This window comes from Streptomyces sp. NPDC057543, assembly GCF_042801895.1.
Taxonomy (GTDB): domain Bacteria; phylum Actinomycetota; class Actinomycetes; order Streptomycetales; family Streptomycetaceae; genus Streptomyces.
Map to the genome: position 1 here is coordinate 61336 of NZ_JBHVFF010000003.1, position 26734 is coordinate 88069.

Sequence of the window (26734 nt, forward strand, 5' to 3'; positions counted from 1 at the left end):
TCAGCCCGCCGAGGGCTTGGCGGGCGGCGCCACCTCGTCCATCGGTTCGGTGCGCACCAGCTCCGGCACGGCACTGGGGCCCGTCCCCTTGAGCTTCGCGACGAACATCGGCTGCACCAGCGCGTGGTCCTCGGCGCGGACCTGCTCCTTGCCCTTCACCCCGTCGAAACTCCAGCCCTCCAGGGCCTTCACCATGGCGGCGGAATCGGTGGCGCCGCCCTCCTCGACGGCGCGCACGACCATCTGCGCCGCGGTGAAGCCGTCAGGGGTGAACAGGTCCGGGGTGCCGCCGGCCTTCGTGACGGAGTCGATCATGGACTTCTCCACGGCGTTGCCGCCGCCCGCGCCCGGGAAGTAGTGCGCCAGGAACGACACCTTGGAGCCGGCGTTCCCGAAGACCGGGTACGAGGCGGTTCCGGCGAGCCCCGTGACGACCTTGCTCGCCCCCAGCACGCCCTGCTGGTCCAGCGCCGTCCACAGCGCCGGTGCGGTGGAGCCGGCCCAGGCGACGAAGACGAGATCGGGCCCGCCCGCCTTCACCTGCCGGGCGAACGGGGTCAGGTCCGTGGCGCTGGGCGGAGCCAGTACGGAGCCCACCTTCGCGCCCTTGGCGCCGAGGACGGCCTTCACCGCGGCGACGTTCGCCTGGCCGAAGGTGGAGTCCTGGGCCAGCACCGTGACCTTCTTGCCCTTGGCCTCGCCGAGCATCGCCCCGGCGGTCAGGATGTCCTGGTAGGACTGCCGGCCCGAGCGGAAGGTGTAGTCGTTGATCCCGGTCACGGCGTCGGTGGCGGCCGGGCCGCTGATGTACAGCACCTTGTTCTGGGCGGCGAGCGGCGCCATCTGGAGGGCCACCCCGGAGTCGGTGGTGCCGGCCAGCACCTTGTAGCCCTTGCCGATCAGGTTCTTGGCCGCGGCGACCGCCTTGCCCGGGTCGCCCGCGTCGTCCTGCTCGGTGACCTCGATACGGTGCCCGGCGACCTTGTTGGTGCCCTTCGTCGCGTAGTCCAGGCCCGCCATGAACCCGTCGCGGTACTGCTTCCCGTAGTCCGCGAGCAGCCCCGTACGGGAGTAGACCAGGCCCACCTTCACGCTCTGGTCCTTCGCGCCCTTCCCGGACGCGGCATCGTCCTCGCCCGCCTTTCCGGCGGCGGTGCAGCCGACCAGCAGGAGGCCGGCCGAGGCGAGTGTGGCGACGGCGGCGAGGGATCTGTGGTGACGGACGGTTCCTGGGGCTCTGCGACGCATGGTGACCGGCTCCTAGGCGTGTACCTGTGATGTCGCCGAACCGTATGAACACCGTGCCGCCGTCGACATGGTGCAGGGCACCTCACCTGATGCGGTGCGCATGTGGGGGCGGCACATGGGCCGGGGCGCGAGCCGTGCAGTGGGCCGGAGCCGGGGGTCGCGCCGTCCGGCCCCGGGCCGCCCACGGCGCCGACGTGTCGGGGCCGTGAGCGGTGACGGCCCGTCAGAGGACGGAGAGCGCCTGCACCGTGGCCACGACCACGCCGAGGGCGGCGAACGCGATGCCGACGATGCCCATCACCATGCCGGCGGTCGCCATGCCGCGGCCACCGCCCTCGCCCCGGTCGGCCATGCGCCGGGCCGAGATGCCGAGGCACAGCGCGATGATCGGCGGGATGATCGGGATCAGCAACAGCCCGACGATGCCGAGCACCATCGAGGCCGTCGCCTTGCCGCTGGGCAGCGGGGCGCCACCGGGGTACCCGTAGCCGGCCGGGGGATGCATGCCGTATCCCGGTCCGCCCGGGGCCGGCATCCCCGTCGTGCCGCCTGCACTGCCTGACTGGTCAGCCATGTCTTCCTCTCCATCGATACTGGTCATGACCATGTTAAGAAGAGGTTTGTGGCGCTTTCGGACAGGGCGGTGAGGGATGTGTGATGAAAGATCTCGATCCGCCGCCGCGGGCCGGACGGGCCCTACGCGTCCCGCGGTGCCGTCACGTCGATCAGTCGGCACACCGTCTCGATGTCTATCTTCACCTGGGCGATCGACGCCCGCCCCGACAGCCAGGTGATCAGCGCCGAGTGCCAGGTGTGCTCGATGACCCGGACCGCGGACAGCTGCTCCGGCGTCGGATGCTCCAGGCCCATCGCGTCCAGGATGATCGTCGTCGTGATCCGGGAGACGGTGTCCACCTCCGGGCTGACGCTGCGGTCCGCGAAGGTCAGCGCCCGCACCATCGCGTCCGCCAGATGCGGTTCGCGCTGAAGCGCGCGGAACGTCCGCATCAGGGTTTCGGCGACCCGCTGCGCCGCGTCGTCCCCGGCCGGCGGGCGTTTGTGCAGCGTCGTGTGCATGTGCTGGAGCTGGTCCTGCATGGTGGCGACCAGCAGATGGATCTTGGACGGGAAATAGCGGTACAGCGTGCCCAGGGCGACCTCGGCGGCCTCTGCGACCTCGCGCATCTGCACCGCCTCGAACCCGCCCCGGCCGGCGAGCTGGGCGCTGGCGTGCAGGATGCGACGGCGACGGGCTTCCTGTCGCTCCGTCAGGGGCGGCGATGCCTGCTTGGCTTCCGCTGTCATGTGTCCCCATCCATGGCTTCTGTCCGCAACCGGAGGGAGGTGCTCGGTCTCCCGGCGGCGCACAGCATGCCAGGGTGCCGGTCGTGGCGCGAATCACCCGGTCCGGCCGTTGCACCGACGCTACCTGCCGGTAGATTCGTAGCTAATTGAACGATCCAGTCTGAAACTTGTTCTAGATTAGCGTGAGCGGTTACGCTCCGGCGAACACGCAGTGAGAAGGGGGCCGAGTGTGACCGCTGAGGCCATAGAGACGGGCCCCCGCGCGGGCAGCGACGCGTCGGGCAGCCCCGACGACCGTCCGTTGCGCATCGCACTCCTCACCTACAAGGGCAATCCTTTCTGCGGCGGCCAGGGCGTCTACGTACGCCACCTCGGCCGCGAGCTCGCCCGCCTCGGCCACAGTGTCGAGGTGATCGGCGCCCAGCCCTATCCGGTGCTCGACGAGGGCGTCCCGCTCACCGAGCTGCCGAGCCTGGACCTGTACCGCCAGCCCGACCCGTTCCGCACCCCGAAGCGCGGTGAGTACCGGGACTGGATCGACGCCGCCGAGGTCGCCACCATGTGGACCGGTGGCTTCCCGGAACCGCTCACCTTCAGCCTCCGCGCCCGGCGCCATCTCGCCGCCCGCCGCGGCGAGTTCGACGTCATTCACGACAACCAGACCCTCGGCTACGGCCTGTTGGCGGATCTCGGTGCCCCGCTCGTCACCACGATCCACCACCCCATCACGGTCGACCGGCAGTTGGACCTGGACGCCGCCGCGAACCGCCGCCGCCGCGCCTCCGTACGCCGCTGGTACGCCTTCACCCGCATGCAGAAGCGGGTCGCGCGCCGACTGCCCTCGGTGCTCACCGTCTCCGGCTCCTCCAAGCAGGAGATCGTCGACCATCTCGGGGTGCGCCAGGACCGTATCCACGTCGTGCACATCGGCGCGGACACCGACCTCTGGTCGCCCGACCCGTCGGTCGTCGAGATCCCCGGACGGATCGTCACCACCTCCAGCGCCGACGTCCCGCTCAAGGGCCTCGTCCACCTCGTCGAGGCGCTCGCCAAGCTCCGTACGGAGAACCCGCGGGCGCACCTGGTGGTCGTCGGCAAACGGGCCGAGGACGGACCGGTCGCGCAGGCCATCGAGCGGCACGGACTCCAGGACGCCGTCGAGTTCGTCAAGGGCATCAGCGACGCCGAACTCGTCGACCTGGTGCGCGGCGCCCAGATCGCCTGCGTCCCCTCGCTGTACGAGGGCTTCTCGCTGCCGGCCGCCGAGGCCATGGCCACCGGCACACCGCTCGTCGCCACCACCGGCGGCGCGATCCCCGAGGTCGCGGGCCCGGACGGCGAGACCTGCCTGGCCGTGCCGCCCGCCGACGCCGGGGCCCTGGCCGACGCGCTCGCCCGACTGCTCGGCGACCCGGAACTGCGTGCCCGGCTCGGCGCGGCCGGCCGCGCCCGGGTGCTGTCCCGGTTCACCTGGAAGCAGGCCGCCATCGGCACCGCCGCCCTCTACCGCGAGGCGATCGCCGCCCGCGCGGCCACCACGCGCTCCGGCGGCCGTCGTTGACACCGCCGTCCTTCCCCGTCGTCTCCGTCAACTGATCCCCCTCGACCGCGAAAGCAGGCATTCGTGCTGACCGTGGACTTCACCCGCTTCCCGCTCGCCGCAGGTGACCGGGTGCTCGACCTGGGCTGCGGCGCCGGACGCCACGCCTTCGAGTGCTACCGGCGCGGCGCCCAGGTCGTGGCCCTCGACCGGAACGGCGAGGAGATCCGCGAGGTCGCGAAGTGGTTCGCCGCGATGAAGGAGGCCGGGGAGGCCCCCGAAGGCGCCACCGCCACCGCGATGGAGGGTGACGCGCTCAATCTGCCGTTCCCCGACGAGTCCTTCGACGTCGTGATCATCTCCGAGGTGATGGAGCACATCCCCGACGACAAGGGCGTGCTCGCCGAGATGGTCCGGGTCCTCAGGCCCGGCGGCCGGATCGCGATCACCGTGCCGCGCTACGGTCCCGAGAAGGTCTGCTGGGCGCTCTCCGACGCGTACCACGAGGTCGAGGGCGGCCACATCCGCATCTACAAGGCCGACGAACTGCTCGGCAAGATCCGCGGCGCCGGCCTCAAGCCGTACGGCACCCACCACGCCCACGCCCTGCACGCGCCGTACTGGTGGCTCAAGTGCGCGTTCGGGGTGGACAACGACAAGGCGCTGCCGGTCCGCGCGTACCACAAGCTGCTCGTCTGGGACATCATGAAGAAGCCGATGGCCACCCGGGTCGCCGAGCAACTGCTCAACCCCGTCGTCGGCAAGAGCTTCGTGGCGTACGCGACCAAACCGCACCTGCCCGTGGCCGCCGCCGCCGAGGACCTCTCCAAGGCCGAGGCGTGACCACTCCCGAGCAGACCGAACACCTCGTCCTGCCCGGAGTCCTCACCGCCGAGCAGGCCACCGAGACCGTAGCCGCCCTCCTCGCCGCGCAGTGCGACGACGGTGCGCTGCCCTGGTTCCGCGGCCACCACCTCGACCCGTGGGACCACACCGAGGCCGCCATGGCCCTCGACGCGGCGGGCGAGCACGCCGCCGCGGAACGCGCGTACGACTGGCTGGCCCGGCACCAGAACGAGGACGGCTCCTGGTACGCCGCCTACCACGACGGCGACCCGGAACGGCCGACCGACCGCGGACTGGAGACCAACTTCTGCGCGTACGTGGCCGTCGGCGTCTGGCACCACTACCTCGCCACCGGCGACGACGCGTTCGTCGACCGGATGTGGCCGACCGTTTTCGCCGCCGTCGAATTCGTGCTGCGGCTCCAGCAGCCCGGCGGGCAGATCGGCTGGAAACGCGAAGCCGACGGAACCCCCGTCGGCGACGCGCTGCTGACCGGCTGCTCCTCCATCCACCAGGCGCTGCGCTGCGCACTCGCCATCGCCGAGCGACGCGAAGAGCCGCAGCCCGACTGGGAGTTGGCGACGGGGGCGCTGGCCCACGCGATCCGCAGCCACCCGGAACGCTTCCTCGACAAGAGTCGCTACTCGATGGACTGGTACTACCCCGTCCTCGGTGGCGCGCTCACCGGAGCGGCCGCCAAAGAGCGGATCGAGGAGGGCTGGGACCGCTTCGTGGTCCCCGGCCTCGGGGTGCGCTGTGTACTGCCCAACCCCTGGGTGACCGGCGGCGAGAGCTGCGAACTCGCCCTGGCGCTCTGGGTGATGGGCGAGTCCGACCGGGCGCTGGAGATCCTCCAGTCCATCCAGCACCTGCGCGCCGAAGGCGGCATGTACTGGACGGGGTATGTCTTCGAGGGCAACCGGGCGTTCTGGCCTCAGGAGCTCACCACCTGGACCGCCGGCTCGCTGCTGCTCGCGGTGGCCGCGCTCGGCGGCGACGAGGCGACCACCGCCGTCTTCAGCGGCGAACGGCTGCCACACGGACTGGAACCGGACTGCTGCGGCTAAGGCTGTCCCGTAATCCCTGGCGGGCGCACGACGACAGCTACGGCACCTCGCCGCGTTGTCGGAACGCCCGAATACAGCCAGTATGCGAGCGCCCCTCCGCCTTGCGATGCACCGCATCTGACGCCGCGCGCTGATCCACCAGGGATTACGGGACAGCCCTCAGGGTCTGTCCGGCGGTGACCCGCCGGACGGGCCCTAGTGCCGGATGCGGGCGGCCACCGCGTGACCCACGAAGAGGTAGACGACGGCGGCCAGCCCGTATCCGGAGACCACCCGCGCCCACGCCTCGTCGAAGGTGAACAGGTCGTACGACCAGCCGGCCAGCCAGCGTGCGGTGTGCTGGACGACATTCACCAGGTCATTGCCCCGGTTGGCCTCCAGCAGGTACATCAGGATCCACAAGCCGATGACGAAGGCCATGATGTCGGCCACGACGGCTATGACACGTGCTGCGGTGATGCTTCTCGTTCCTGTTCGAGGAGACATGGGTTCCGGGTTGCCTTTTTCTGACGGCCGAAACCCGGACGGCGGCCCCGAGTGGCACGCCGCCCGGGGCCGGGCGAGCCTTGCGGAGAGTGTCCAGAGGCGTCACTCACCGTAAAGATCGCCGTGATGCGCCCGGCCAGGGAGGCCCGCCGTGCCCAGTTCCGCCGTGACCGGTTACGTACCGCTCCGACGTCTGCTCGTCCCGCTGCTGCTGTCCTGCGCCGTGCTGGTGAGCGCCACCGCGTGCGGCGGTGGTGAAAAGAAGACCGCGAGCAGCTCCGCGTCCCCGAGCGCCACGTCCTCCGCCGAGGCACAGAAGTTCGCCAAGACCCGGTTCGTCGCCAACGCGGGGCTCGCGGCCGGTGCGACGTACCAGTGGATCGTGAAGCCGTACCGTGCGGGCACGTTCAAGAAGGGCGCGGACGGGCGGAAGGCCGCCCTCGTCAAGGCCGGACTCGCGGGCGGCTTCGCGTACAACCGGCTGAAGGCCGCAGTGGCCAACGCCAAGGGCGATCCGCTGCTGTCGAAGGCGGTCGCGCCGCTCACGGCGGGCATCGAATCGCTCAAGGGACTCGGCAGCAAACTCCGCAAGGGCGAGGCGGACGCAGGCGACATCGGCGCGTTCGAGAGCGTGATCGGCAACATCAAGGACGCGGGCAGAAGCGCGGGCGCCGAGGTCAAGGACAAGGTGCCCACCACTTCGCAACTTGGCGGATAACCAATGGGGTTGAGGCCCTTGATCGAATTAGGGTGCATGTCATGAGCGCACTCCGACATGACCTCTACTGTGACGAGATCATCGGCCGCACCGACGCGTTGAGGGCGGCGATCAACGGCGCCGACCTCGGCGCGACCGTACCGACCTGCCCCGACTGGACGCTGCGCGATCTCGCCGTCCACGTCGGCGGAGCGCACCGCTGGGTGGGCGAGATCGTACGCACCCGGGCCACCGAAGCGGTCCCGCACGAAGCGGTACCGGAGTTCAGGCCTGAGGGCGACGACCCCGCCGTGCTCGACGCCTGGCTGGCGGACGGCGCGGCGAGGACTGTCGAGTCGCTGCGCGCGGCCGGCCCCGACCGGAAGGTGTGGTCCTGGGGGTGGGAGCGGAGCACCGGCTTCTGGGCCCGGCGCATGGCGCACGAGACGATCGTCCACCAGGCCGACGCGGCACTCACCGCGAAGACCGACTACGAGGTGGCCCCCGAGCTGGCCGCCGACACGATCGAGGAATGGCTGGAGATCGTCGCCTTCGTGCAGGCAGCGGGCCACAAGGAGGCCGCGGAACTGACCGGCACCGGGCGCTCGATCCATCTGCACGCCACGGACGTACCCGGCGCCGAGTGGCTGATCGAGTTCGGTGAGGACGGTTTCGCCTGGCGGCGCGCCCACGAGAAGGCGACTGTGGCGCTACGGGGCCCGCTCACCGACCTCATGCTGGTCTTCAACCGGCGCCTCCCGGCGGACAGCGACCGCGTCGAGGTACTGGGGGACGCGGAGCTGCTGGACTTCTGGCTGGAGCGCGCCGCGTTCGGCTGAGCCCCACCCGCTGCCGTGCGGGCGCCGTCTCCCGTCCGCTGTGCGGGCGCGGCGGTGCTGAGCCAAGCTGGAAAGGACAGGCCGTTGTGTCCGGCGGTCCCGGTGGAGGTGCCGATGGAGCCAGTCCGCGCCCTGAAACGGATCGCTTTCCTGCTGGAACGCGGCAGGGCCGACACCTACCGCGTCCAGGCGTTCCGTACGGCCGCCGCCGCAGTCGCGGCGATGGCGGACGGCGAGAGCGCACAGCGGGTCGTGGACGGCTCGCTGGAGTCGGTCAAGGGCATCGGGCCGAAGACCGCGCAGGTGATTCGCGAGGCGGTGGCCGGGGAAGTGCCCGGCTACCTGCAACGGCTGGAGGAGGAGGCCGCCGCCGTCCCGCTCCCCGAGGGCGGCGAGCGCCTCCGCGCCCTGCTGCGCGGCGACTGCCATCTCCACTCCGACTGGTCGGACGGCGGCAGCCCGATCGAGGAGATGGGCCGCACCGCGGCGGAACTGGGCCATGAGTGGGCGGTCCTCACCGACCACTCCCCCCGGCTGACCGTGGCGAACGGGCTCTCCCCACAGCGGCTGCGCGACCAGCTCGAGGTGATCGCCGAGCTGAACGCGGGCTGGGCGCCGTTCCGGCTGCTCACCGGCATCGAGTGCGACATCCTCCTCGACGGCTCCCTCGACCAGGAGGAGGAGCTGCTGGAGCAGCTGGACGTCGTGGTGGTCTCCGCACACTCCAAGCTGCGGATGGACCCCGCGCCGATGACCAGACGCCTGCTGGCGGCCGTCCGCCATCCGCGGGCGAACATCCTCGGACACTGCACCGGGCGGCTGATCACCGGCCGGGGCCGCCCGGAATCACGCTTCGACGCGGACGAGGTCTTCGCCGCGTGCGCGGAGGCGGGCACGGCGGTCGAGATCAACAGCCGACCCGAACGGCTCGACCCGCCCCGCCGGCTCCTGCGCCGCGCCGTGGACGCGGGCGTCCTGTTCGCCATCGACACCGACGCCCACGCGCCCGGACAGCTCGACTGGCAGATCAACGGCTGCGCCCGAGCCGAGGAGTGCCACGTACCGGCGGAACGCGTCGTCACCACATGGCCGGCCGACGAACTGCTGGCCTGGTCGAGCGGGGGCACGACCCCGGAGCGGGCCCGCTCCGGGGCGGACGGGGCGGTCGGCGCAGCCCCGGGACAGGAGCGGTGAAGCCATGACGGCCACAAGCGTACGAGGCATCGACCACATCGGGGTCACCGTCCCGGATCTGGAGACCGCGACCCTCTTCCTCGTCCGGGCGTTCGGCGCCGAGGTGCTGTACGACGCCCTGCGCCGCCACGACGGGCCGCTCGGCGGACCGGACGTCGAGCGCCGGCTCGGCGTCCCCGCGGGCACCCAGCAGCTGGCGATCCGGATGCTGGCCCTCCCCGGCGACGGGCCGGGCATCGAGTTGTTCGAGTTCGAGGGCCCCCGGCGCGAACCCCCGGCGCGGCCCTGCGACTTCGGCTGGCAGCACGTGGCGCTCTACGCCGACGACCTGGACGCGGCCGTACGGAACTGTGTCGACGCGGGCGCCTTGCTGCTTGCCGAGGCGCAGCCGTTGCCGGGCCCCGAGGCGGGGGAGCGCAACCGGTTCGCGTATCTGCGCACCCCGTGGGGCAGCACCCTGGAACTCCTGACCTATCCCGACCCCCAGCCCTGGGAGCGCACCGCCACCCGACGACGCGTACGCCCCACCCCGGTCACCACGCACACCTGGCCGACGGACCCGGCCAGACCGGGGGCTGGCTGAGCTCCGCCAGGACCCGCAAGGTATGCGGGTCCGGCGCCGTCACCAGTAGATCGGTCACCGGCCCCTTGCGCCACAACTCCAGCCGCTCCGCGATGCGTTGACGTGGACCGACGAGCGAGATCTCATCGGCGAACGCGTCCGGCACGGCCAGCACGGCCTCCTCCTTGCGCCCTTCGAGGAAGAGCCGCTGGATCCGCCGCGCCTCCTCCTCGAAACCCATCCGCGCCATCAGATCGGCATGGAAGTTCCGGGCCGCGTGCCCCATGCCCCCGATGTAGAAGCCGAGCATCGCCTTCACCGGAAGCAGTCCCTCGGCCACGTCGTCACAGACCCGCGCCCGCACCATCGGCGCGATCATGAATCCGTCGGGCAGGTCCGTGAGCGACGCCTCGTACACCTCGGTGCGCAGTGGCGACCAGTACAACGGCAGCCAGCCGTCGGCGATCCGCGTCGTCTGCGCGATGTTCTTCGGCCCCTCCGCCCCGAGCAGCACGGGCAGCCGGGCCCGCAGCGGATGGGTGATCGGCTTCAGCGGCTTGCCCAGACCGGTTCCGTCCGGACCGTTGTACGGATGCGAGTGGAAGCGCCCGTCCAGCTCCACCGGGGCCTCACGGGCGAGCACCTGGCGGATGACGTCGACGTACTCGCGGGTCGCGGTCAGCGGGCTCCCGGGGAACGGCCGCCCGTACCAGCCCTCCACCACCTGTGGCCCGGACAGCCCCAGGCCGAGCATCATCCGGCCGCCGGAGAGATGGTCGAGGGTGAGGGCGTGCATGGCGGTCGCGGTCGGGGTGCGCGCCGCCATCTGCGCGATGCCGGTACCCAGCCGGATACGGGAGGTGTGCGCGGCGATCCAGGTCAGCGGGGTGAACGCGTCGGAGCCCCAGGCCTCCGCCGTCCACACCGACGCGTACCCCAGCGCTTCCGCCTCCCGGACGAGCTCCAGATGGGCGGGGTCCGGGCCGCGGCCCCAGTAGCCGAGGGCGAGTCCGAGCCGCATTCCGCTGCCTCCCAGCATTTCTGACGGTACGTCAGTCATCTGGCGCACGGACGGAGAGTACGACAGCGGCCCCCCGCCCGGAAGGGGCGAGAGGCCGCTGTTCGTACCGCCGGAGCGTGGACTCAGCCGCGCTGGATGCCCGTGGTGTCCTGGAGCACACCACGACGGCCGTCCTGCGTCTGGGCGATGAGCGCCGCACCGCGCTGCTCCACCGCGAGGTACCACGTGCCGGGCGCCAGTTCGGCGATCGGCGACGGCGAACCGTCCTCCCCGTACAGCGGGCGGGCCACCGGCACCGCGAACCAGAACGGCGTGAAGCCACCGGCCGGCGCACCGGCCGCCGGAGCCGCCTGGGCGTTCTGCGGCTCCGACTGACCGGGCTGCGGCTGCGCACCGTACGGCTGCTGCTGACCCGGCTGCGCACCGTACGGCTGCTGCTGGGCGCCGGGGTAGCCGTATCCCTGGCCCGGCTGCGGCTGACCGCCGTACGGCGGCTGCACGGCCTGCGGACGCGGGGCGCCCATCAGCGGAGCCTTGAGCGCGGGGACCAGCGGAGTGGCGACCGCGCCACCCGCGAGCACGATGGCCGCGAGCAGACCGAGGATCATGCCGGCGCCCGCGTTGGTGGCGTCGATCGTCGTCCAGAACGCCGTCCACAGCGCGAAGACACAGAACGCGGCCCCGAACTGACCGAGGTCGAGGCCGACGACCTTACGGCTCGGTATGGAACGGCCCACGACGACCAGCGCCGCACCGATGATTCCGGCCAGGAAGACGCTCATGAGGAGCCCGAGGGCGTCCCAGGCGTTCGGCGCGCTGTAGCTGGAACAGTTGAGGCCCTCAGGGCAGTCGAAGCCGGAGAGGTCGAGGAAAGAGGCGATGAACAGCACCACCGCTGCTCCGATCACCACGCCGTCGCCTCGAGTGAGGGAGCGGATATTCACGTGAAGGTCCTTAGTAGGTCGTCTCGTCGGGGCGGTCGTCGCTGCCGCCTGTACGGGTACGGCGGGCACGGCACGAAGCTCGGGAGCGGCTTCCCATCCTACGGATGAATCTATCGTCTGCTTGGGCGGGTTGTGCCCCTGCCCGAACGCCGGACGAACTTCCCCCCAATTTCGCCTCAGAACTACCTTGTTCTACCCCTTCAGGTAGCTGCTGATGCCATCGGCAATGCCCTGCGCCGCCTTCTGGCGCCAGCCCTCACTGGTGAGCAGGGCGGCATCCTTCGGATCACGCATATTGCCGCATTCGATGAACACTTTGGGCACGGTCGACAAATTCAGTCCGCCCAGATCCTTGCGGATGTCCAACCCGCTATTGCCGCCGACGTAATTGGAAGGCGCACTTCCGGTATCGCGGACGAAGAGACCGGCGATCCGGGTGCCGAGATCGCGCGACGGTTCGACGATCTTCGACGTGTCCGCCTTCCCGCTCCGCACGAGCCCGGGAAGGATCACATGGAAGCCGCGGTTGCCGACCGCCGAACCGTCCGCGTGCACCGAGACCACCGCGTCGGCCTCGGCCTCGTTGCCGATCCGGGCGCGCTCGTCGACACAGGGTCCGTACGGGCGGTCATCGTCCTGCGTCAGCACGACGTTCGCGCCCTGTGCCCGCAGGAGCGTGCGCAGCCGGTGCGACACGTCGAGGGTGAACCGGGCTTCGGCGTAACCGGAGTTGGTCGATGTCCCGGTGGTGTCGCACTCCTTGTGCGTGGTGCCGATGTCCACCTGGCGGTTGATCTCGCGGGTGTGCAGATGATTGTTCGGGTTGTGCCCGGGGTCGATGACGACGGTCTTCCCGGACAGCGGCCCGGCGGCCCGGCCGCCCGCGGACTTCGAGGGCTTCGCGGACGGGCCGGTGGAGGCGGGTGTCGTGCCGGGCGCCGGAGCGCTCTTCGACGGCGAGGCCGGCGGCGCGGCGGAGGTACCACTGCCGCCCGGCCGGGGCCGGGCCTGCGCCCCGCCTCCGTCATCGCCCGCGCCGCAGCCCACGGCGGTCAGGCATACGGCTGCGAGCGCGGCGGCGAGCAGGGGCCGGCGGCGCTGGGTGGGGGGAACGCTCTCGTCGTACGGCACCCCGCGATGCTATCGGGGCGTCCTCGGCCGACCGGTCTCGGACGCCCGCGCCCGTGCCCTCTCCCCGTACTCGACCTCCCCGTACTCGACCGGGCTCGGACGCCCGCACCCGTGCCCCGTCCCCGTACTCGACCGGGCTCGGATCCCTGCGCTCGTGCCCTCTCTCCGTACTCGACCGGGCTCGGATCCCTGCGCTCGTGCCCTCTCTCCGTACTCGACCGGTCTCGGACGCCTGCGCTCGTGCCGCCTCTCCGTACTCGACCGGTCTCGGATCCCCGCACTCGTGCCGTCTCGCCGTACCCGACCGGCCTCAGATCCCCGTTCCGGTACGCCGCAGCACTCGCAGCGAATCCGTCACCGAGACCTCGGTGAACGCGCCGGAGGCCAGCGCCCGCAGGTAGACGCGGTACGGGGCCTGGCCCCCGTGCGCGGGGTCCGGGAACACGTCGTGGATCACCAGCAGCCCGCCCTCCGCGACATGCGGCGCCCAGCCCTCGTAATCACCGTTCGCATGCTCGTCGGTGTGACCGCCGTCGATGAAGACGAGGCCGAGCTTCCCGCCCCACACGGCCGCGACCTGTGGAGACCGTCCGACCAGTGCCACGACATGGTCTTCGAGACCCGCCGCGTGCAGGGTCCTGCGGAACGTCGGCAACGTGTCCATCCGGCCGACCTCCGGGTCCACCACGGTCGGGTCGTGGTACTCCCAGCCGGGCTGCTGTTCCTCGCTGCCGCGATGGTGGTCGACGGTGAGAGCCGTCACACCGGCCGCCCGCGCGACGTCGGCGAGCAGGATGGTGGAGCGCCCGCAGTACGTCCCGACCTCGAGCACGGGCAGCCCCAGCGCGGCGGCCTCGACGGCGGCCCGGTACAGCGCGAGCCCCTCGACCACAGGCATGAAGCCCTTGGCGGCCTGGAAGGCGGCGAGAATCTCGGGCTCGGGCTCGACGACGGACTCGACGGGCACGGGTTCCTCCTGGTGGGGACGGTTCTACGGGGCACGCGTTTCGGCGGCGCCCCATCGTGCCGTACGCCCCCACCGACGGCATCGGCGGGGGCGTACGTGGGGTGAGCTCGGGTCGGGCGTCCCCGGCGGGGCTGCGATGTGGAGGTCAGCAGCTCTGCCAGAGCCGGGTCATGACGCGGACGCCGAAGCGCAGGCCCTCCAGCGGGACGCGTTCGTCCACGCCGTGGAAGAGGCGGCCGTAGTCCAGGTCGTGCGGGAGCTTGAGGCCCTTGAAGCCGAAGCAGCGGATGCCGAGGTGGGTGAAGGCCTTGGCGTCGGTGCCGCCGGGGTTGCAGTACGGGACCGGGTGGCCGTCCGGGTCCTCGGCGCGTACGGCTTCGCACATGGCGTCGACCAGCGGGCCGTCGAACGTCGTCTCCAGCGCGATGTCGTGGTTGACCCACTCGCGGGTGACCGAGGGGAGGAGGAGCTCGTCGATCGTGTCGATCAACTCCTGCTCGTGGCCCGGGAGGAAGCGGCCGTCGACCCGGGCCGTCGCCTTTCCAGGGATGACGTTGGTCTGGTAACCGGCGTCGAACATGGTGGGGTTCGCCGAGTTGCGCAGTACCACCTGCATGAAGTCGGAGACCGGGCCCAGCCGGGCGAGGCTGCCCTCGATGTCGTTCTCGTCGAACTCGACACCGTAGAGGCGGGCCGCCTCTTCGAGCAGGGCGCGGACCGGTGCGATCAGGCGGATCGGGAAGGTCGCGCGGCCGATGCGGGTCAGCGACTCGGCGAGGTCGGTGACGGCGTTCTCGTCGTTGGGGGAGGAGCCGTGGCCGGCCCGGCCGGTGGCGGTCAGCTCCATCCAGGCCATGCCGCGCTGGGCGTTCTCGATCGGGTAGAGGCGCCGGGTGTCGTCGATGGCGAAGGAGAAGCCGCCGCCCTCGCCGATCGCTTCGGTGACCCCGGCGAAGAGCTCCGGGCGGTGCTCGACCAGCCAGTGGGCGCCGAACTTCCCGCCCGCCTCCTCGTCGGCGAGGAAGGCGAGAACCAGATCGCGCGACGGCCTGGTGCCGGTACGGGCGAAGTGACGGGCGGTGGCCAGCATGACGGCCACCGTGTCCTTCATGTCGATCGCGCCGCGGCCCCAGAGGTAGCCGTCGCGGATCTCGCCGGAGAACGGCGGGACCTGCCACTCGGAGGCGTCGGCGGGCACCACGTCCAGATGGCCGTGGACGAGGAGCGCACCGCGCTCCGGGTCGCTGCCCGCGATCCGGGCGATGACATTGGCGCGGCCCGGCGCGGACTCGACCAGTTCCGAGTCGATGCCCACTTCGGCGAGGCGGCCCACCACCCACTCGGCGCTCGCGCGCTCGTCGCTGGTGGGGTTGGAGGTGTCGAACCTGATCAGTTCGGCGCAGAGTCCGATGACCTCGTCCTGGGCCTCGTCGGAGGCCGGGACGAAGGAGGCGGTGGGGCCGGGGGTGGTGGGGTCGGGGGTGCTCATGCTGCTCCCACAGGGGTTGTCGCGGGGGCGGCGGGGGCGGCGGCGTCGTCCTCGTCGTCCAGGGTGGAGGTGCCGTACGGCTTCACCCAGCCCAGCAGGCCGAGGACGCTGTACAGGATGAAGGCGGTGGCCAGCGAGTTCAGCGCGGGGATGCCGCCGTCGTAGAACTTGCCGACGCAGAACGCCGCGATCCAGATGACGATGGACATCGGTACCCAGGTCGGCGACGACTTCGGCAGCGTCTCGGACTCCCGGGTGTCGTCCAGCGGCTTGCGCATCCGCTTCACGACCCAGTACTCGGCCACGATGATGCCGCCGATCGGCGGGATGGCGACGCCGAGGACGGAGAGGAACTCGGTGAAGTGGGTCATGATCCCGACCGCGGACAGGACCGTGCCCGCGATGCCGAGGACGATCGTGACCGCGCCGCGGTGCAGCCGCTTGCCGAAGACGACCTGGAAGAAGTTGACGACGCCGAGCGAGGAGCCGTACAGGTTCCAGTCGTTGATCTTGGCGGTGGACATCAGGACCACGATGACGCCGAAGGCACCGGAGGTGGAGAGAACGATGTGCGAGACCTCGTTGCTCTTGACCAGGTGGCCCAGGAGCACACCGGTCATGCCGACGATGTACTCGGAGAGGATCATCGACGAGGCGCTCTGCACGAAGACGTGCGAGCCCTTCCGGTTGTACCGGGTCATCTCCGGGGCCACGATCGCACCGGTCATGAAGCCGCCCGCGATGGCGGTGGCGGCGACGGCGAGCGGGATCGTCGGGCCGGGGGCCGGCGAGTGGATCAGGTCGCCGAGGGAGTGGTCCTTCAGCGTCGAGACGATCGACCAGGCGACCATCGCGAAGAAGAGCGGGGTCACGATCTTGGCGAAGACGGCCATGTACTTGAAGCCGAAGATCACCAGGGCGGTGATGGCGATGCCCGCCAGTACGCACCACATCCAGGACGGGCCGCCGACCAGCGCCGAGACGCTGTTGCCGAAGATCGTGTTCTGGACGCCGAACCAGCCGACGAGGCTGACCGCGATGACGAAGCTGACCAACGCGGAGCCGTTGCGGCCGAAGCCGACCCAGCGCGTCAGCATCGGCGTCGCCAGGCCCTCGCGCATTCCGGCCAGGCCGATCGCGAAGATCACGATCTCCAGGATCACCGCGCCGAGCGTGAAGGCGAGGAAGGCGTCCCCGAAGGTCATGCCGACACCGATGGTGGCGCCGAGGGTGAACTGCGAGATCGAGCCGGACTGGGCCAGCCACTGGAGCAGCATGGACCAGAATCCGAAGCGCTTGTCGCGCGGGACGCGGGAGAGCGAGTAGTCGTCACTGCCGATGCTCTTGGCCTCGGGGGCCACGGCCTCGGCCTGCCGGGCGGCTGCCATCAGGACTCCTGGGGGGTACGGCCGAAGGTCTGCAGGTGAGCCAGCGACCCGTAGCGGTTGACGAGGTTGTCGAACTCCACCGCGTCGTGGAAGTCCAGGTGGCCGCTGCCGTAGGCCTTGGCGACCTCCACGGCGTAGCGGGCGGCGGACGCGATGTCGCTCTCGTGGCTCGCGCCCGTACCGCAGCCCGGCACCGCGGCGGCCGAGGTGATGGCCAGGCCGACGACCGGGGCGGCCGTCGCGGTGGAGGGCTGCAGGATCGAATTGATGTGGTGTGCACCATTACCGTACGGGGTGATGTCCTGCGTGGTCACCGGGTACGTGACCAACGGCTCACCGGTCACCACGGCCAGCAGCTCGCCGAGCTGCTCGCTGACCCGGAGCACCCAGCCCTCCTTGACGGTGGGCGACAGGGCGAGGCCCTTGTGGTTGATGATCCGGTTGCCCTTGGTGGTGTCGATGGAGAGCACGGCCTCCATCTCGCCGGTCACCTCGTGGCGGTTCATGGTGGCGATGTCCACGGGCGAGCCCATGAACGGCACCGGGTCGTGCGGCTCGGTCGGCGCGTTCGGGCAGATGTGGGTGGCGACGATGACGTCGCCGGGCAGCACATCGCCGCGGCGGCGCATGTCGAGCAGCTTCGCGGCGGTGGCGAGGGCGGAGACCGCGCCGTCGGCGTCGGAGACCATGCCGGTCACCTCGGGCCGGGCGCCGATGCCGCCGAGTCGGCCCACCACGCCCAGCGTGCGGGCGCCGCCCCCGGACGTACGCCCTTGGGCGCCCGGAATGCGGACCATCACGAAGTCCGTCGAGCCGCGCTCGCCGGCGACGGTGGTGACCTGCGCGGACGACCCCTCGGCCCCGCTGACGGAGTCGAGGTACTCGGCGACCGTCTTGCCATTGACCTGGGGATCGTCCAGCAGATCGACGATGTCCAGCACGTACTTCAACATGGGGGCCCTACTTTCTCGCTCATCCGGGCACCCGGGCCGAGGCGCTCGACGGGGGGAAGCGCGGGGCGGGGTGCTGAGGCAACATTCGGGATCCGATAGCGTTGAACGCAACTGTTTCCCGTTATTTGCAATTCAGGTCTGAATGGTGAGATGACGATGGCGGACTTCGATCTGGACCGGCGCACCCCCGCCGGCGCCCTGCAAACCGTCGACCGGGCGCTCCTCGTGCTGCTCGCCTTCGAGCGGACCCGGCCCGACTGGGGCGTCACCGAGGTCGCCGAGGAGTTCGGCTGGGACACCTCGGTGGCCCAGCGGCTGCTCGCCACCCTGGCGGGGCGCGGCTTCCTGGTCTCCGACCCGGCCACCCGTCGCTACCGCATCGGCCCCGCCGTGCTGCGCCTGGGCAGGCTCTGGGAGCGTTCCGGATCACTGGAGCTGCTGGCCGGGCCGGTGCTGGAGGAACTGCGCCGGGTCACCGGCGACACCGTCCTGTTCTGCCTGCCGGACAGCTTCCACATGCGGTGCGTCGCCGCGGAGGAGGGGGAGGCCGGGCCGCTGCGCTACTACCCCCTGGTCGGCGAGCTCTACCCGGCGCACGCCGGGGCGACCAGCAAGTCGTACTACGCGTATCTGCCCGACGAGCAGCGCCACCGGCTCTTCCGGGGCCGCCCGATGGCCCGCTTCACCGACCGGACCGTCACCGACCCGGACCGGCTGGAGGAGGAGTTCCTCAAGGTCCGCGCCCAGGGTTTCGCCTGGACGGTCGGCGAGTACGACACCGGCATCGCGACCGTCGCCGTACCGGTCTTCCTCGGGCGCGAACCGTACGGGAGCCTCAGCCTCGGCGGGGCCGAGGAGCTCTTCCGCGGGGCTCCGGAGGACCGGCTCGACGCACTGCGCCACGCGGCCCAGTTGCTGGAGAGGCGCCTCACCCAGCCTCCGCAGCGCCCGAAGCCGCGCGCCCGTCGCTCCCGCACCACCACCTGATGATCCAGAACAGAACCAAGAGGAACCCTGTGAATCTGCTGCTGCTCTCCAACTCCACCCAGTACGGCCGCGGTTATCTGGAACACGCCCTCGACACCGTCACCGCGTTCCTGCCCTCCGGCGCCCGGCTGGCCTTCGTGCCGTACGCGCTCGCCGACTACACCGCGTACACCGCACGCGTCCGCGATGCCCTCACGCCGTCCGGCATCACCGTCCGCGGGGTCCACGAGAACGCCGACCCGGTCGCCGAACTCGCCGCGTCCGATGCCGTGTTCATCGGCGGCGGGAACTCCTTCCGGCTGTTGAGCGCCCTGTACCGGACCGGTCTGCGGGACGCCGTGACCGAAGCGGTGCGGGGCGGACTGCCGTACATGGGAGCCAGCGCGGGGACGAACATGGCGGCGCCCACCCTCCGTACCACCAACGACATGCCCATCGTGCAGCCGCCGTCCTTCGAGACGCTCGGCCTCGTCCCGTTCCAGATCAACCCGCACTATCTGGACCCGGACCCGGAGAGCACCCACAAGGGCGAGACCCGCGAGGAGCGGCTCACCGAGTTCCTGGAGGAGAACGACGTTCCGGTCCTCGGCCTGCGCGAAGGGTCATGGCTGCGGGTCAACGGCCGCCAGGCCCGGGTGCAGGGCGCCCACCCCGCCCGGCTGTTCACCCGCGGCGCGCTGCCGCAGGAACTGCCGGCCGGGTCGGACGTCTCTCATCTGCTCACGACGACACCGCGGTTCGACGCTCCGGTGCGCTGACCGCCAGCACCAGATCGGCGTCGACGGGCAGCCCGTCGCCGGGGTAGGCCGCCGGGTAGGCGCGCGGCGCGTATCCGGCGGCCGACCCGGCGAGCACGTAGGCGCCGCCGGACGGGGCGGCCAGCAGGTAGTGGCCGTCCTCGTCCGCCACGGTGAGCCCGGCCTGCCGGCCCCGGTGGTCGATCAGCGTGACGTTGGCGCGGGCCACCGGCGCACCCTCCGCGTCCAGCACCCGGCCGCGGAAGCCACCCGAACCGGTCACGGGGCGGGACGTGGAGAGTACGGGGGCCGGTGCGTCGTCCTCGCTGCTCGCCAGCAGCGCCGGGCGCATCGCGTCGTGCCGCGAAGGCAGGAACGCGGCCAGCACCAGCCCGACCACCACCGCACCCGCCGCGATCCCGAACGAGATGCGGAACCCCTCCATCGACGGCAGTGGCACCCCGCCCGACCGCACCGAGGTGTTCGCCAGCACCATGCCGATCACGGCGCTCGACACCGACGTACCGATCGACCGCATCAGGGTGTTCAGGCCGGTGGCCGCACCCGTCTCGGACGGATCGACGGCCCCGATGATCAGCGCGGGCAGCGAGGAGTACGCGAGTCCGATGCCTGCTCCGAGTACCACCGCGATCACCACGGTCTGCCACGCGGCGCTCATCAGCCCGAGCCCCGCCCCGTAACCGATCGCGATGATCAGCATGCCGAGCATCAGCGACACCTTGGGGCCCCGGCGGGCGGACAGCCGGGCGTACAGCGGGGCGACGAACATCATCGTCAGACCGAGCGGCGCCACGCACAGCCCCGCGACCACCATCGACCGGCCGAGTCCGTACCCCGTCGACTCCGGCAGTTGGAGCAGCTGCGGCAGGACCAGCGAGACGGCGTAGAACGCGACCCCGACCATGATCGAGGAGAGGTTGGTGAGCAGCACCTCGCGCCGGGCGGTGGTGCGCAGATCGACCAGCGGCGCCGGGCTGCGCAGCTCGAAGAAGCCCCACAGGACGAGAATCACCAGGGCGGCGGCGATCAGGCCGAGCGTGGTTCCCGAGGTCCAGCCCCAGTCACTGCCCTTGGTGACGGGCAGCAGTAGACAGACCAGCCCGAGCGAGAGTCCGAGTGCGCCGGTGAGATCGAAGCGGCCGGGGGCGCGCAGCGTGGTCTCGGGGACGACGAGGACGGTCAGCGCCATCGACAGCACACCGAGACCGGCCGCACCGAAGAACAGGGTGTGCCAGTCGGAGTGCTGGGCGACCAGCGCGGCGGCGGGCAGCGCGAGTCCGCCGCCCACCCCGATCGACGAACTCATCAGCGCCATGGCCGAGCCGAGCTTCTCGCGCGGCAACTCGTCACGCATGATGCCGATGCCCAGCGGGATGGCGCCCATGGCGAAGCCCTGGAGCGCGCGCCCCACGATCATGACGACGAGATCGTCGGTGAAGGCGCATATCAGTGAGCCGGTCACCATCACGGCGAGACTGGCGAGCAGCATCTTCCGCTTGCCGTAGAGATCGCCGAGCCGCCCCATGATCGGTGTCGCGACAGCCCCCGCCAGCAGGGTCGCGGTCATCACCCAGGTGGCGTTGGACGGATCGGTGCGCAGAAGGGCGGGCAGATCCTTGATGACGGGGACGAGCAGGGTCTGCATCACCGCGACGGTGATGCCCGCGAAGGCGAGCACGGGGACGACCCCGCCGCCCGCCTTGCGCGGCCGCGGATCGGGGAGTTCCCCGGCGTGCTGTCCGTTCGTCGTCTGTGGCATACGTGTGGCCTCCGGGCGGCGTGATCGAGGGTCTGTCGAGGGCGGGTACGGGGTGCGGTTCCGGGGCGGGCAGCACCGACCGCCAAGTGTGTGCACGGTGAAACCTTCCGCATGTCCGAGGTATTCCGGTGAACGCGGTACGAACGGGGGCACAACCGCGCACTCGGCTCGGGGCGCGCGCCGATCCGACCTTCAACTGACCTTCCGTCAGAATGGAACGTGTTCTACTCTTGCGCCGTTCCAGTGGCTGCGACCGGCGAGGATCCGCATGGGCATCGGAATCACCGAAGAACAGAGGGAGTTGGCGCAGGCCGTACGGGGATGGCTGGCGCGCGCCGTACCGCCGGAGGAGATACGCAAGCTCCTCGACGCGGACGCCCCCGTGACCCCCGGCGCGCGCCCCGGGTGCTGGGACGGGCTCGCCGAGCAGGGTCTCCTGGCCATCCATCTGCCCGAGGAGTACGGGGGCGGGGGCGGCCAACTCCTCGATCTGGCCGTGGTCCTGGAGGAGGCGGGCGGGGCCGCGCTTCCCGGCCCGTATCTGGCGAGCGTCCTCGCTTCCGCCGTACTGCACGCGGCGGGCGCGGGCGAACCGACGAGGGAGTCGACGAGGGAACCGGTACGTGAACAGGTAGGCGAACCGGTGCGTGACCTGATCCGCGGCCTCGCCGCCGGTGCACGCGTCGGCGCCGTCGCGCTCGGCCCCGGCACCCTCACCGCCGTCGAGCACGGCGACGGTTATCTGCTCGACGGCACGGCCCCGCCCGTCCTCTCCGGCGCCGAAGCCGACCTCCTCCTGCTCTCCGCCGAATCGGCCACCGGCACCCTCTGGTTCGCCGTCGACGCCGACGCGGAAGGGCTGACCGCCCGCCCGCACCGCAGTGCCGACCCGACCCGTCCCACGGCCGACATCCGCGCCGAGGGCGTACTCGTCCCCGCGGAACGCGTCGTACGGACCGACGCCGCGCGCGTCCGTGACCTCGCCGCCGTCCTTTTCTCCGCCGAGGCGTGTGGAATCGCGGCCAAGGCGCTGCACACCGCGACCGAACATGCCAAGGTCCGCGAGCAGTTCGGTCGCCCCATCGGGCAGTTCCAGGGCATCAAGCACCTCTGCGCCGGCATGCTCGTACGGGTCGAGCGGGCCCGCGCGCTGGTGTGGGACGCGGCCCGCGCCGCCGAAGGGGAGGAGGCCCCGGACGTACGCTCCATGGCCGCCGCCCTCGCCGCGTCGGACGCCCTCGACGCCGCGTACGGCTGTGCCAAGGACTGCATCCAGATCCTCGGCGGCATCGGCTTCACCTGGGAGCACGATGCCCACCTGTATCTGCGCCGGGCCCTGGTGGCCCGGCAGTTGCTGGGGGCCGGTGACGCCCACCGGCTGCGGGCCGTCCGGCTGGCCGAGGGCGGGGCGCGCCGCGAACTCACCCTCGAACTTCCCGCAGGGGCCGCGGCGTACCGGGCCGAGGCGCGCGAGGCCGTGACCGTCGCCCGCGATCTCGACCCGAAGGCCGCCCGCCGCGCGCTCGCGCCGACCGGCTATGCCGCCCCGTACCTCCCCGCCCCCTACGGACTCGGCGCCGGTCCGATCCATCAACTCGCCGTACAACAGGAGTTGAAGGAACAGGGCGTGAAGCTGAGCGATCTGGGGATCGCCACCTGGGTTGTCCCCTCGCTCATCGCCCACGGTACGGCAGCGCAGCAGGACCGCTATCTGCTGCCCACCCTGCGCGGGGAGCTCCTCTGGTGCCAGCTGTTCTCCGAGCCCGGCGCGGGCTCCGACCTCGCCTCGCTCCGGACGAGGGCGGAACGGACCGACGAAGGCTGGCGGATCAACGGACAGAAGGTGTGGACGAGCGCAGCCCAGTGGGCCGATCACGGAATCCTGCTGGCCAGGACCGACCCGGACGCCCCCAAGCACCAAGGCCTCAGCTACTTCCTCGTCGACATGAAGAACACCGAGGGCATCGACATCCGCCCGCTGAAGGAGATCACCGGCGACTCCCTCTTCAACGAGGTGTACTTCGACGACGTCCTGCTGCCCGCCGACGCCGTCGTCGGCGAGATCGACGACGGCTGGCGGGTCGCCCGCAACACCCTCGGCAACGAACGCGTCCACATGGCCGACCAGATGACCTTCGACACCGGCCTGGAGGCCCTGATCGCCCGCTCCGGCGAACTCGACGGCACGTACCGGGCCCGGATCGGAGCACTCGCGGCCGAGGCCCACGCACTCGCCTGCATCGGACTGCGGACCACCCTGCAACAGGTCTCGGGACTCGAACCGGGCGCGGGAGCCTCCGTGCGCAAGCTCGTCCAGACCACCCACCAGCAGAAGGTCGCCGAACTGGCCCTCGAACTCCTCGGCCCGGACGGCGCGGTCGGCGAAGGGGCGGGGGAGCGGGCCCTGCACGGCTTCCTGATGTCCCGCTGTCTGACCATCGCGGGCGGCACCACCCAGGTTCAGCTCAATGTCGTTGCCGAGCGCATCCTCGGCCTCCCGCGCGATTGAACGGAAGGGACTTGCCCATGAAGCCCATGAAGCCCATGAAGTCCAAGCCCATGAGGTCCATGAAGCTCATGAAGGCGTACATCGTCGGTGTCGGAATGACGAAGTTCGAGAAGCCCGAGACCCGCGACTGGCAGTACTGGGACATGGCGAAAGAGGCCGGGACGGCGGCGCTCGCCGATGCCTCCCTCGCGTACGAGCAGATCCAGCAGGCCGTCGTCGGCTACTGCTTCCAGGCGTCCACCGCCGGTCAGCGTGCCGTGTACGAACTCGGACTGACCGGAGTGCCCGTCTACAACGTCAACAACAACTGCGCCACCGGCTCCACCGCGCTGATGGCGGCCCGGCAGTTCGTCGAGGGCGGCGGCAGCGACTGCGTCCTCGCGCTCGGCTTCGAGAAGATGACGCGCGGCGCGCTCGGGGGCGGTGGTGCGGACGGTGGTGCCGCGGACTTCAAGGCGTCACCCGTTGCCCGGCACTACGGGATCATGGCCGCTGCCCACGGTTTCGAGATGAGCCCGCCCACCGCCCAGATATTCGGAAACGCGGCCCGCGAGCACATGGAACGCTACGGGACGACCGAGGCGCAGCTCGCCGCGGTCGGCGCCAAGAACCACCGGCACTCGGTGAACAACCCGTACGCCCAGTTCCAGGACCCGTACACGGTCGAGGAGATCCTCGCCGCGAAGACCATCCACCGCCCGCTGACCAAACTCCAGTGCTCACCCACCTCCGACGGGGCGGCCGCCGCCGTCGTCGTATCGGAACGCTTCGTCGAGGAGCACGGTCTGGGCGACCGGGCCGTCGAGATCGTCGCCCAGGCCATGACCACCGACACCGGCGACTCCTTCGCCTCCGGTACCTGCGTCGACGCCGTGGGGCAGCCGATGTCGCGCACCGCCGCCCGGCAGGTGTACGAGGACTCGGGACTCTCGGCCGCCGACCTCGACGTCATCGAACTGCACGACTGCTTCTCCATCAACGAACTCCTCACCTACGAGGCGCTCGGCCTGTGCGGCGAGGGGGAGTCCGGCAAGCTCGTCGAGTCGGGGGCCACCACGTACGGCGGCCGGTGGGTGGTCAACCCGTCCGGCGGGCTGATCTCCAAGGGGCATCCGCTCGGTGCCACCGGAATCGCCCAGGTCGCGGAACTGACCTGGCAGCTGCGTGGCGATGCGGGCCTCCGGCAGGTGCCCGGTGCCCGGGTCGGACTCGCCCACAACATCGGGCTCGGCGGCGCGGCGGTCGTCACGCTCCTGCGCCGATAGGAGGAGCCGGGCGTCCGGCCATATACCGATGTACGGGGCGCAGGGCGCCTGCGAGTATGACCCTCATGGTTGACGTCACGGCGCCCACGCCCCTGCAGATCCGGCAGAAATCCCGCACCTGGGCGGTGGTCCTCGCCGCCTGCACCGGCCAGTTCCTCGTCATCCTTGATGTGTCCGTCGTCAATGTGGCGCTGCCGTCCATGCGGTCCGACCTGGGGCTGAACGCCGGTCAGCTGCAGTGGGTCCTCAACGCGTACGCGATCGCCTTCGCCGGGTTCATGCTCCTCGGCGGGCGCGCCGCCGACATATACGGTCGCAAGCGGATGTTCCTGGTGGGGCTCGGCCTGTTCACCGCCGCCTCGCTCGCCGGCGGCTTCGCCCAGGAGGGCTGGCAGCTGCTCGCCGCCCGTGCGGCGCAGGGGCTCGGTGCCGCCGTGCTGTCTCCCGCGACCCTCACGCTTCTCACCGCAGCGGTTCCCGAGGGCCCGGCCAGGACCAGGGCGATCGGTACGTGGATGGCCGTCGGCGCCGGCGGCGGCGCGGCCGGCGGACTGGTCGGCGGAGTGCTCACCGACCTCCTCTCCTGGCGCTGGGTCCTGCTGATCAATGTGCCGTTCGGCGTGCTCGTCCTGATCGGCGCCACGGTCTGGCTCGCCGAGAGCCGGGCGGGCGGCCGGCACCGTATCGACCTGCTGGGCGCGGTGCTCGTCACGGTGGGGCTGGCCACGGTCTCGTACGGCATCGTGCAGACCGAGCAGGAGGGCTGGACGGCCGCGGCCACCCTGGTGCCGCTGCTCGGCGGGGTGGCGCTGCTGGCCCTCTTCGTCCTGGTGGAGGCGCGGACGGCGGTGCCGCTGATGCCGCTCCGGGTGCTGGGCACACGGGCGGTGGCGGCGGCGAACGTGGCGATGATCGTGATGGGTTCCGCGACGTTCTCGATGTGGTACTTCATGACCGTGTACGCGCAGTCGGTGCTGGACTACACGCCGATGCAGGCCGGACTGGCCCTGCTGCCCACCTCGTTGGCGGTCGTGATCGGCTCGACGTTCGCGCCGCGGATCATGGCACGGGTCGGCGCGAAGAACCTCGTCCTGATCGGTCTGGCGATCACCGCCACGGGCTTCGGCTGGCAGTCCACGATGGGCGCGGACGGCTCGTACCTCACGTCGATCTGCGGGCCCGGCATCCTGATGATGGCCGGTGCGGGGTTCGCGTCCACCCCGCTCGCCTCCCTCGCCACCTCGGGCGCGGCGCCCGGGGACGCCGGTCTGGTTTCCGGTCTGGTCAACACCTCGCGCACGATGGGCGGTGCACTGGGTCTCGCCGTGCTCTCCACGGTCGCGGCGGCGAGGACCGGGGGCGGCACCGGCGCGGAGGAGCTGACCGCGGGGTTCGCGCTGGCGTTCCGGACAGCCGGCACGGTCCTGCTGGGCGGACTGCTGCTGATGGCCCTGTGGCTGCCGCGCCACCGCTCGTCGCGCGCCGCAATGCCCGGTCCGTCGGCCACGTCAAGCCGGTCGAGCACGTCGACTCCGTCCCGCGCGTCGAGCCCGTCGGGCATGTCGAGCCCGTCCGGCGATTGAGAGCCTGTCGGGTGGCCTCTGATCGGGCGGCCAAGCCCTGGCACGCACGCTTCCCGCGTTGCCGAAATGTCCTAGTAGCTCCGCTACGAGGACATCCCGTCGCCTTGGAATCGCACGCACCAGGCCGCGTCCGCTATCCGATCGAAGGCCACCCGACAGGCTCTGAGGGCAGCGGGGCGCCGGCCACGCCCGGCGC

At 71.0% G+C, this 26734-nt stretch carries 24 protein-coding genes; 12 read left to right on the plus strand and 12 right to left on the minus strand.

Annotated elements, in window-relative coordinates; genetic code table 11:
- The 3 genes from ACFU8Q_RS01330 to ACFU8Q_RS01340 all read right to left on the minus strand — a co-directional run bounded on the left by ACFU8Q_RS01330 (position 1) and on the right by ACFU8Q_RS01340 (position 2553).
- Positions 1–1248, minus strand: a complete 1248-nt coding sequence (locus tag ACFU8Q_RS01330; protein WP_384446508.1) for a substrate-binding domain-containing protein — start codon at positions 1246–1248, stop codon at positions 1–3.
- Positions 1249–1471: 223 nt separating this feature from the next.
- Positions 1472–1822: a DUF4190 domain-containing protein gene (locus ACFU8Q_RS01335; RefSeq protein WP_384446510.1), complete on the minus strand. Its 351-nt coding sequence runs from the start codon at positions 1820–1822 to the stop codon at positions 1472–1474.
- 122 nt (positions 1823–1944) lie between these two features.
- Positions 1945–2553, minus strand: a complete 609-nt coding sequence (locus ACFU8Q_RS01340) for a TetR family transcriptional regulator (protein ID WP_384446512.1) — start codon at positions 2551–2553, stop codon at positions 1945–1947.
- Positions 2554–2782: 229 nt separating this feature from the next.
- On the opposite strand from ACFU8Q_RS01340, the gene ACFU8Q_RS01345 reads away from it, so the two are divergent.
- From ACFU8Q_RS01345 to ACFU8Q_RS01355, 3 genes are all read left to right on the plus strand, one after another.
- On the plus strand, positions 2783–4114 hold the full coding sequence (locus ACFU8Q_RS01345; protein WP_384446513.1) for a glycosyltransferase family 4 protein: 1332 nt from the start codon (positions 2783–2785) through the stop codon (positions 4112–4114).
- Positions 4115–4177: 63 nt separating this feature from the next.
- A complete protein-coding gene (locus tag ACFU8Q_RS01350) occupies positions 4178–4936 on the plus strand; it encodes a class I SAM-dependent methyltransferase (protein WP_384446515.1) in 759 nt (252 codons plus the stop codon).
- Positions 4933–6006: a prenyltransferase gene (locus tag ACFU8Q_RS01355; RefSeq protein WP_384446517.1), complete on the plus strand. Its 1074-nt coding sequence runs from the start codon at positions 4933–4935 to the stop codon at positions 6004–6006. Before ACFU8Q_RS01350 ends, ACFU8Q_RS01355 begins: the two co-directional genes overlap by 4 nt.
- 195 nt (positions 6007–6201) lie before the next feature.
- Here ACFU8Q_RS01355 and ACFU8Q_RS01360 read toward each other — a convergent pair whose 3' ends face one another.
- A complete protein-coding gene (locus tag ACFU8Q_RS01360; RefSeq protein ID WP_384446519.1) occupies positions 6202–6492 on the minus strand; it encodes a hypothetical protein in 291 nt (96 codons plus the stop codon).
- A gap of 166 nt (positions 6493–6658) precedes the next feature.
- Here ACFU8Q_RS01360 and ACFU8Q_RS01365 point away from each other — a divergent pair, with 166 nt between their 5' ends.
- The 4 genes from ACFU8Q_RS01365 to ACFU8Q_RS01380 all read left to right on the plus strand — a co-directional run bounded on the left by ACFU8Q_RS01365 (position 6659) and on the right by ACFU8Q_RS01380 (position 9805).
- Positions 6659–7210 (plus strand): hypothetical protein, encoded by a 552-nt coding sequence (locus tag ACFU8Q_RS01365; protein ID WP_384446548.1) that lies wholly within the window; start codon positions 6659–6661, stop codon positions 7208–7210.
- A gap of 41 nt (positions 7211–7251) precedes the next feature.
- Positions 7252–8028 (plus strand): maleylpyruvate isomerase family mycothiol-dependent enzyme, encoded by a 777-nt coding sequence (locus tag ACFU8Q_RS01370; RefSeq protein ID WP_384446521.1) that lies wholly within the window; start codon positions 7252–7254, stop codon positions 8026–8028.
- Between the two features lie 114 nt (positions 8029–8142).
- Positions 8143–9222, plus strand: coding sequence for a PHP domain-containing protein (locus ACFU8Q_RS01375; RefSeq protein ID WP_384446522.1), 1080 nt, complete (start codon positions 8143–8145; stop codon positions 9220–9222).
- 4 nt (positions 9223–9226) lie between these two features.
- The gene (locus tag ACFU8Q_RS01380) at positions 9227–9805 is read left to right on the plus strand and encodes a VOC family protein (protein WP_384446524.1); all 579 of its coding nucleotides are present in this window, start codon (positions 9227–9229) and stop codon (positions 9803–9805) included.
- Here ACFU8Q_RS01380 and ACFU8Q_RS01385 read toward each other — a convergent pair.
- The 7 genes from ACFU8Q_RS01385 to ACFU8Q_RS01415 form a co-directional block, all read right to left on the minus strand.
- Positions 9756–10805, minus strand: a complete 1050-nt coding sequence (locus ACFU8Q_RS01385; protein ID WP_384446550.1) for an LLM class F420-dependent oxidoreductase — start codon at positions 10803–10805, stop codon at positions 9756–9758. The two genes, ACFU8Q_RS01380 and ACFU8Q_RS01385, sit on opposite strands and share 50 nt — an antisense overlap.
- Before the next feature lie 122 nt (positions 10806–10927).
- Positions 10928–11749, minus strand: a complete 822-nt coding sequence (locus ACFU8Q_RS01390) for a hypothetical protein (protein WP_384446526.1) — start codon at positions 11747–11749, stop codon at positions 10928–10930.
- A 192-nt stretch (positions 11750–11941) separates the two neighbouring features.
- Complete coding sequence (locus ACFU8Q_RS01395; protein ID WP_384446527.1) at positions 11942–12880, minus strand: N-acetylmuramoyl-L-alanine amidase; 939 nt, start codon at positions 12878–12880, stop codon at positions 11942–11944.
- A 310-nt stretch (positions 12881–13190) separates the two neighbouring features.
- On the minus strand, positions 13191–13778 hold the full coding sequence (locus ACFU8Q_RS01400) for a class I SAM-dependent methyltransferase (protein ID WP_384446552.1): 588 nt from the start codon (positions 13776–13778) through the stop codon (positions 13191–13193).
- Between the two features lie 214 nt (positions 13779–13992).
- Positions 13993–15336 carry a M20/M25/M40 family metallo-hydrolase gene (locus ACFU8Q_RS01405; RefSeq protein WP_384446529.1) on the minus strand — a complete coding sequence of 448 codons (1344 nt, stop codon included), beginning with the start codon at positions 15334–15336 and terminating at the stop codon, positions 13993–13995.
- Complete coding sequence (locus ACFU8Q_RS01410; RefSeq protein WP_384446530.1) at positions 15333–16724, minus strand: cytosine permease; 1392 nt, start codon at positions 16722–16724, stop codon at positions 15333–15335. The genes ACFU8Q_RS01405 and ACFU8Q_RS01410 overlap by 4 nt, the downstream gene beginning before the upstream one ends.
- Positions 16724–17677, minus strand: coding sequence for a DUF1177 domain-containing protein (locus ACFU8Q_RS01415; RefSeq protein WP_384446532.1), 954 nt, complete (start codon positions 17675–17677; stop codon positions 16724–16726). Before ACFU8Q_RS01415 ends, ACFU8Q_RS01410 begins: the two co-directional genes overlap by 1 nt.
- Before the next feature lie 156 nt (positions 17678–17833).
- Here ACFU8Q_RS01415 and ACFU8Q_RS01420 point away from each other — a divergent pair, with 156 nt between their 5' ends.
- Positions 17834–18664: an IclR family transcriptional regulator gene (locus ACFU8Q_RS01420; protein WP_384446534.1), complete on the plus strand. Its 831-nt coding sequence runs from the start codon at positions 17834–17836 to the stop codon at positions 18662–18664.
- 29 nt (positions 18665–18693) lie between these two features.
- A complete protein-coding gene (pepE, locus tag ACFU8Q_RS01425) occupies positions 18694–19422 on the plus strand; it encodes a dipeptidase PepE (RefSeq protein WP_384446554.1) in 729 nt (242 codons plus the stop codon).
- Here pepE and ACFU8Q_RS01430 read toward each other — a convergent pair.
- On the minus strand, positions 19385–21181 hold the full coding sequence (locus ACFU8Q_RS01430; RefSeq protein WP_384446536.1) for an MFS transporter: 1797 nt from the start codon (positions 21179–21181) through the stop codon (positions 19385–19387). The genes pepE and ACFU8Q_RS01430 overlap by 38 nt on opposite strands.
- Before the next feature lie 268 nt (positions 21182–21449).
- On the opposite strand from ACFU8Q_RS01430, the gene ACFU8Q_RS01435 reads away from it, so the two are divergent.
- The 3 genes from ACFU8Q_RS01435 to ACFU8Q_RS01445 all read left to right on the plus strand — a co-directional run bounded on the left by ACFU8Q_RS01435 (position 21450) and on the right by ACFU8Q_RS01445 (position 26538).
- The gene (locus ACFU8Q_RS01435) at positions 21450–23690 is read left to right on the plus strand and encodes an acyl-CoA dehydrogenase (RefSeq protein WP_384446538.1); all 2241 of its coding nucleotides are present in this window, start codon (positions 21450–21452) and stop codon (positions 23688–23690) included.
- A gap of 68 nt (positions 23691–23758) precedes the next feature.
- Positions 23759–24955, plus strand: coding sequence for a lipid-transfer protein (locus tag ACFU8Q_RS01440; RefSeq protein ID WP_384446556.1), 1197 nt, complete (start codon positions 23759–23761; stop codon positions 24953–24955).
- A gap of 56 nt (positions 24956–25011) precedes the next feature.
- Positions 25012–26538, plus strand: coding sequence for an MFS transporter (locus ACFU8Q_RS01445; protein WP_384446540.1), 1527 nt, complete (start codon positions 25012–25014; stop codon positions 26536–26538).
- The last annotated feature ends 196 nt before the right edge of the window (positions 26539–26734 follow it).

Excerpts from the sequence above, each read along its gene's own strand:
- ACFU8Q_RS01330 (WP_384446508.1), bottom strand. The coding sequence starts at position 1,248 with ATGCGTCGCAGAGCCCCAGGAACCGTCCGTCACCACAGATCCCTCGCC.
- ACFU8Q_RS01335 (WP_384446510.1), bottom strand. The coding sequence starts at position 1,822 with ATGGCTGACCAGTCAGGCAGTGCAGGCGGCACGACGGGGATGCCGGCC.
- ACFU8Q_RS01340 (WP_384446512.1), bottom strand. The coding sequence starts at position 2,553 with ATGACAGCGGAAGCCAAGCAGGCATCGCCGCCCCTGACGGAGCGACAG.
- ACFU8Q_RS01360 (WP_384446519.1), bottom strand. The coding sequence starts at position 6,492 with ATGTCTCCTCGAACAGGAACGAGAAGCATCACCGCAGCACGTGTCATA.
- ACFU8Q_RS01370 (WP_384446521.1), top strand. The coding sequence starts at position 7,252 with ATGAGCGCACTCCGACATGACCTCTACTGTGACGAGATCATCGGCCGC.
- ACFU8Q_RS01375 (WP_384446522.1), top strand. The coding sequence starts at position 8,143 with ATGGAGCCAGTCCGCGCCCTGAAACGGATCGCTTTCCTGCTGGAACGC.
- ACFU8Q_RS01380 (WP_384446524.1), top strand. The coding sequence starts at position 9,227 with ATGACGGCCACAAGCGTACGAGGCATCGACCACATCGGGGTCACCGTC.
- ACFU8Q_RS01385 (WP_384446550.1), bottom strand. The coding sequence starts at position 10,805 with ATGCGGCTCGGACTCGCCCTCGGCTACTGGGGCCGCGGCCCGGACCCC.
- ACFU8Q_RS01400 (WP_384446552.1), bottom strand. The coding sequence starts at position 13,778 with ATGCCTGTGGTCGAGGGGCTCGCGCTGTACCGGGCCGCCGTCGAGGCC.
- ACFU8Q_RS01405 (WP_384446529.1), bottom strand. The coding sequence starts at position 15,336 with ATGAGCACCCCCGACCCCACCACCCCCGGCCCCACCGCCTCCTTCGTC.
- ACFU8Q_RS01410 (WP_384446530.1), bottom strand. The coding sequence starts at position 16,724 with ATGGCAGCCGCCCGGCAGGCCGAGGCCGTGGCCCCCGAGGCCAAGAGC.
- ACFU8Q_RS01415 (WP_384446532.1), bottom strand. The coding sequence starts at position 17,677 with ATGTTGAAGTACGTGCTGGACATCGTCGATCTGCTGGACGATCCCCAG.
- ACFU8Q_RS01420 (WP_384446534.1), top strand. The coding sequence starts at position 17,834 with ATGGCGGACTTCGATCTGGACCGGCGCACCCCCGCCGGCGCCCTGCAA.
- ACFU8Q_RS01430 (WP_384446536.1), bottom strand. The coding sequence starts at position 21,181 with ATGCCACAGACGACGAACGGACAGCACGCCGGGGAACTCCCCGATCCG.
- ACFU8Q_RS01435 (WP_384446538.1), top strand. The coding sequence starts at position 21,450 with ATGGGCATCGGAATCACCGAAGAACAGAGGGAGTTGGCGCAGGCCGTA.
- ACFU8Q_RS01440 (WP_384446556.1), top strand. The coding sequence starts at position 23,759 with ATGAAGGCGTACATCGTCGGTGTCGGAATGACGAAGTTCGAGAAGCCC.
- ACFU8Q_RS01445 (WP_384446540.1), top strand. The coding sequence starts at position 25,012 with ATGACCCTCATGGTTGACGTCACGGCGCCCACGCCCCTGCAGATCCGG.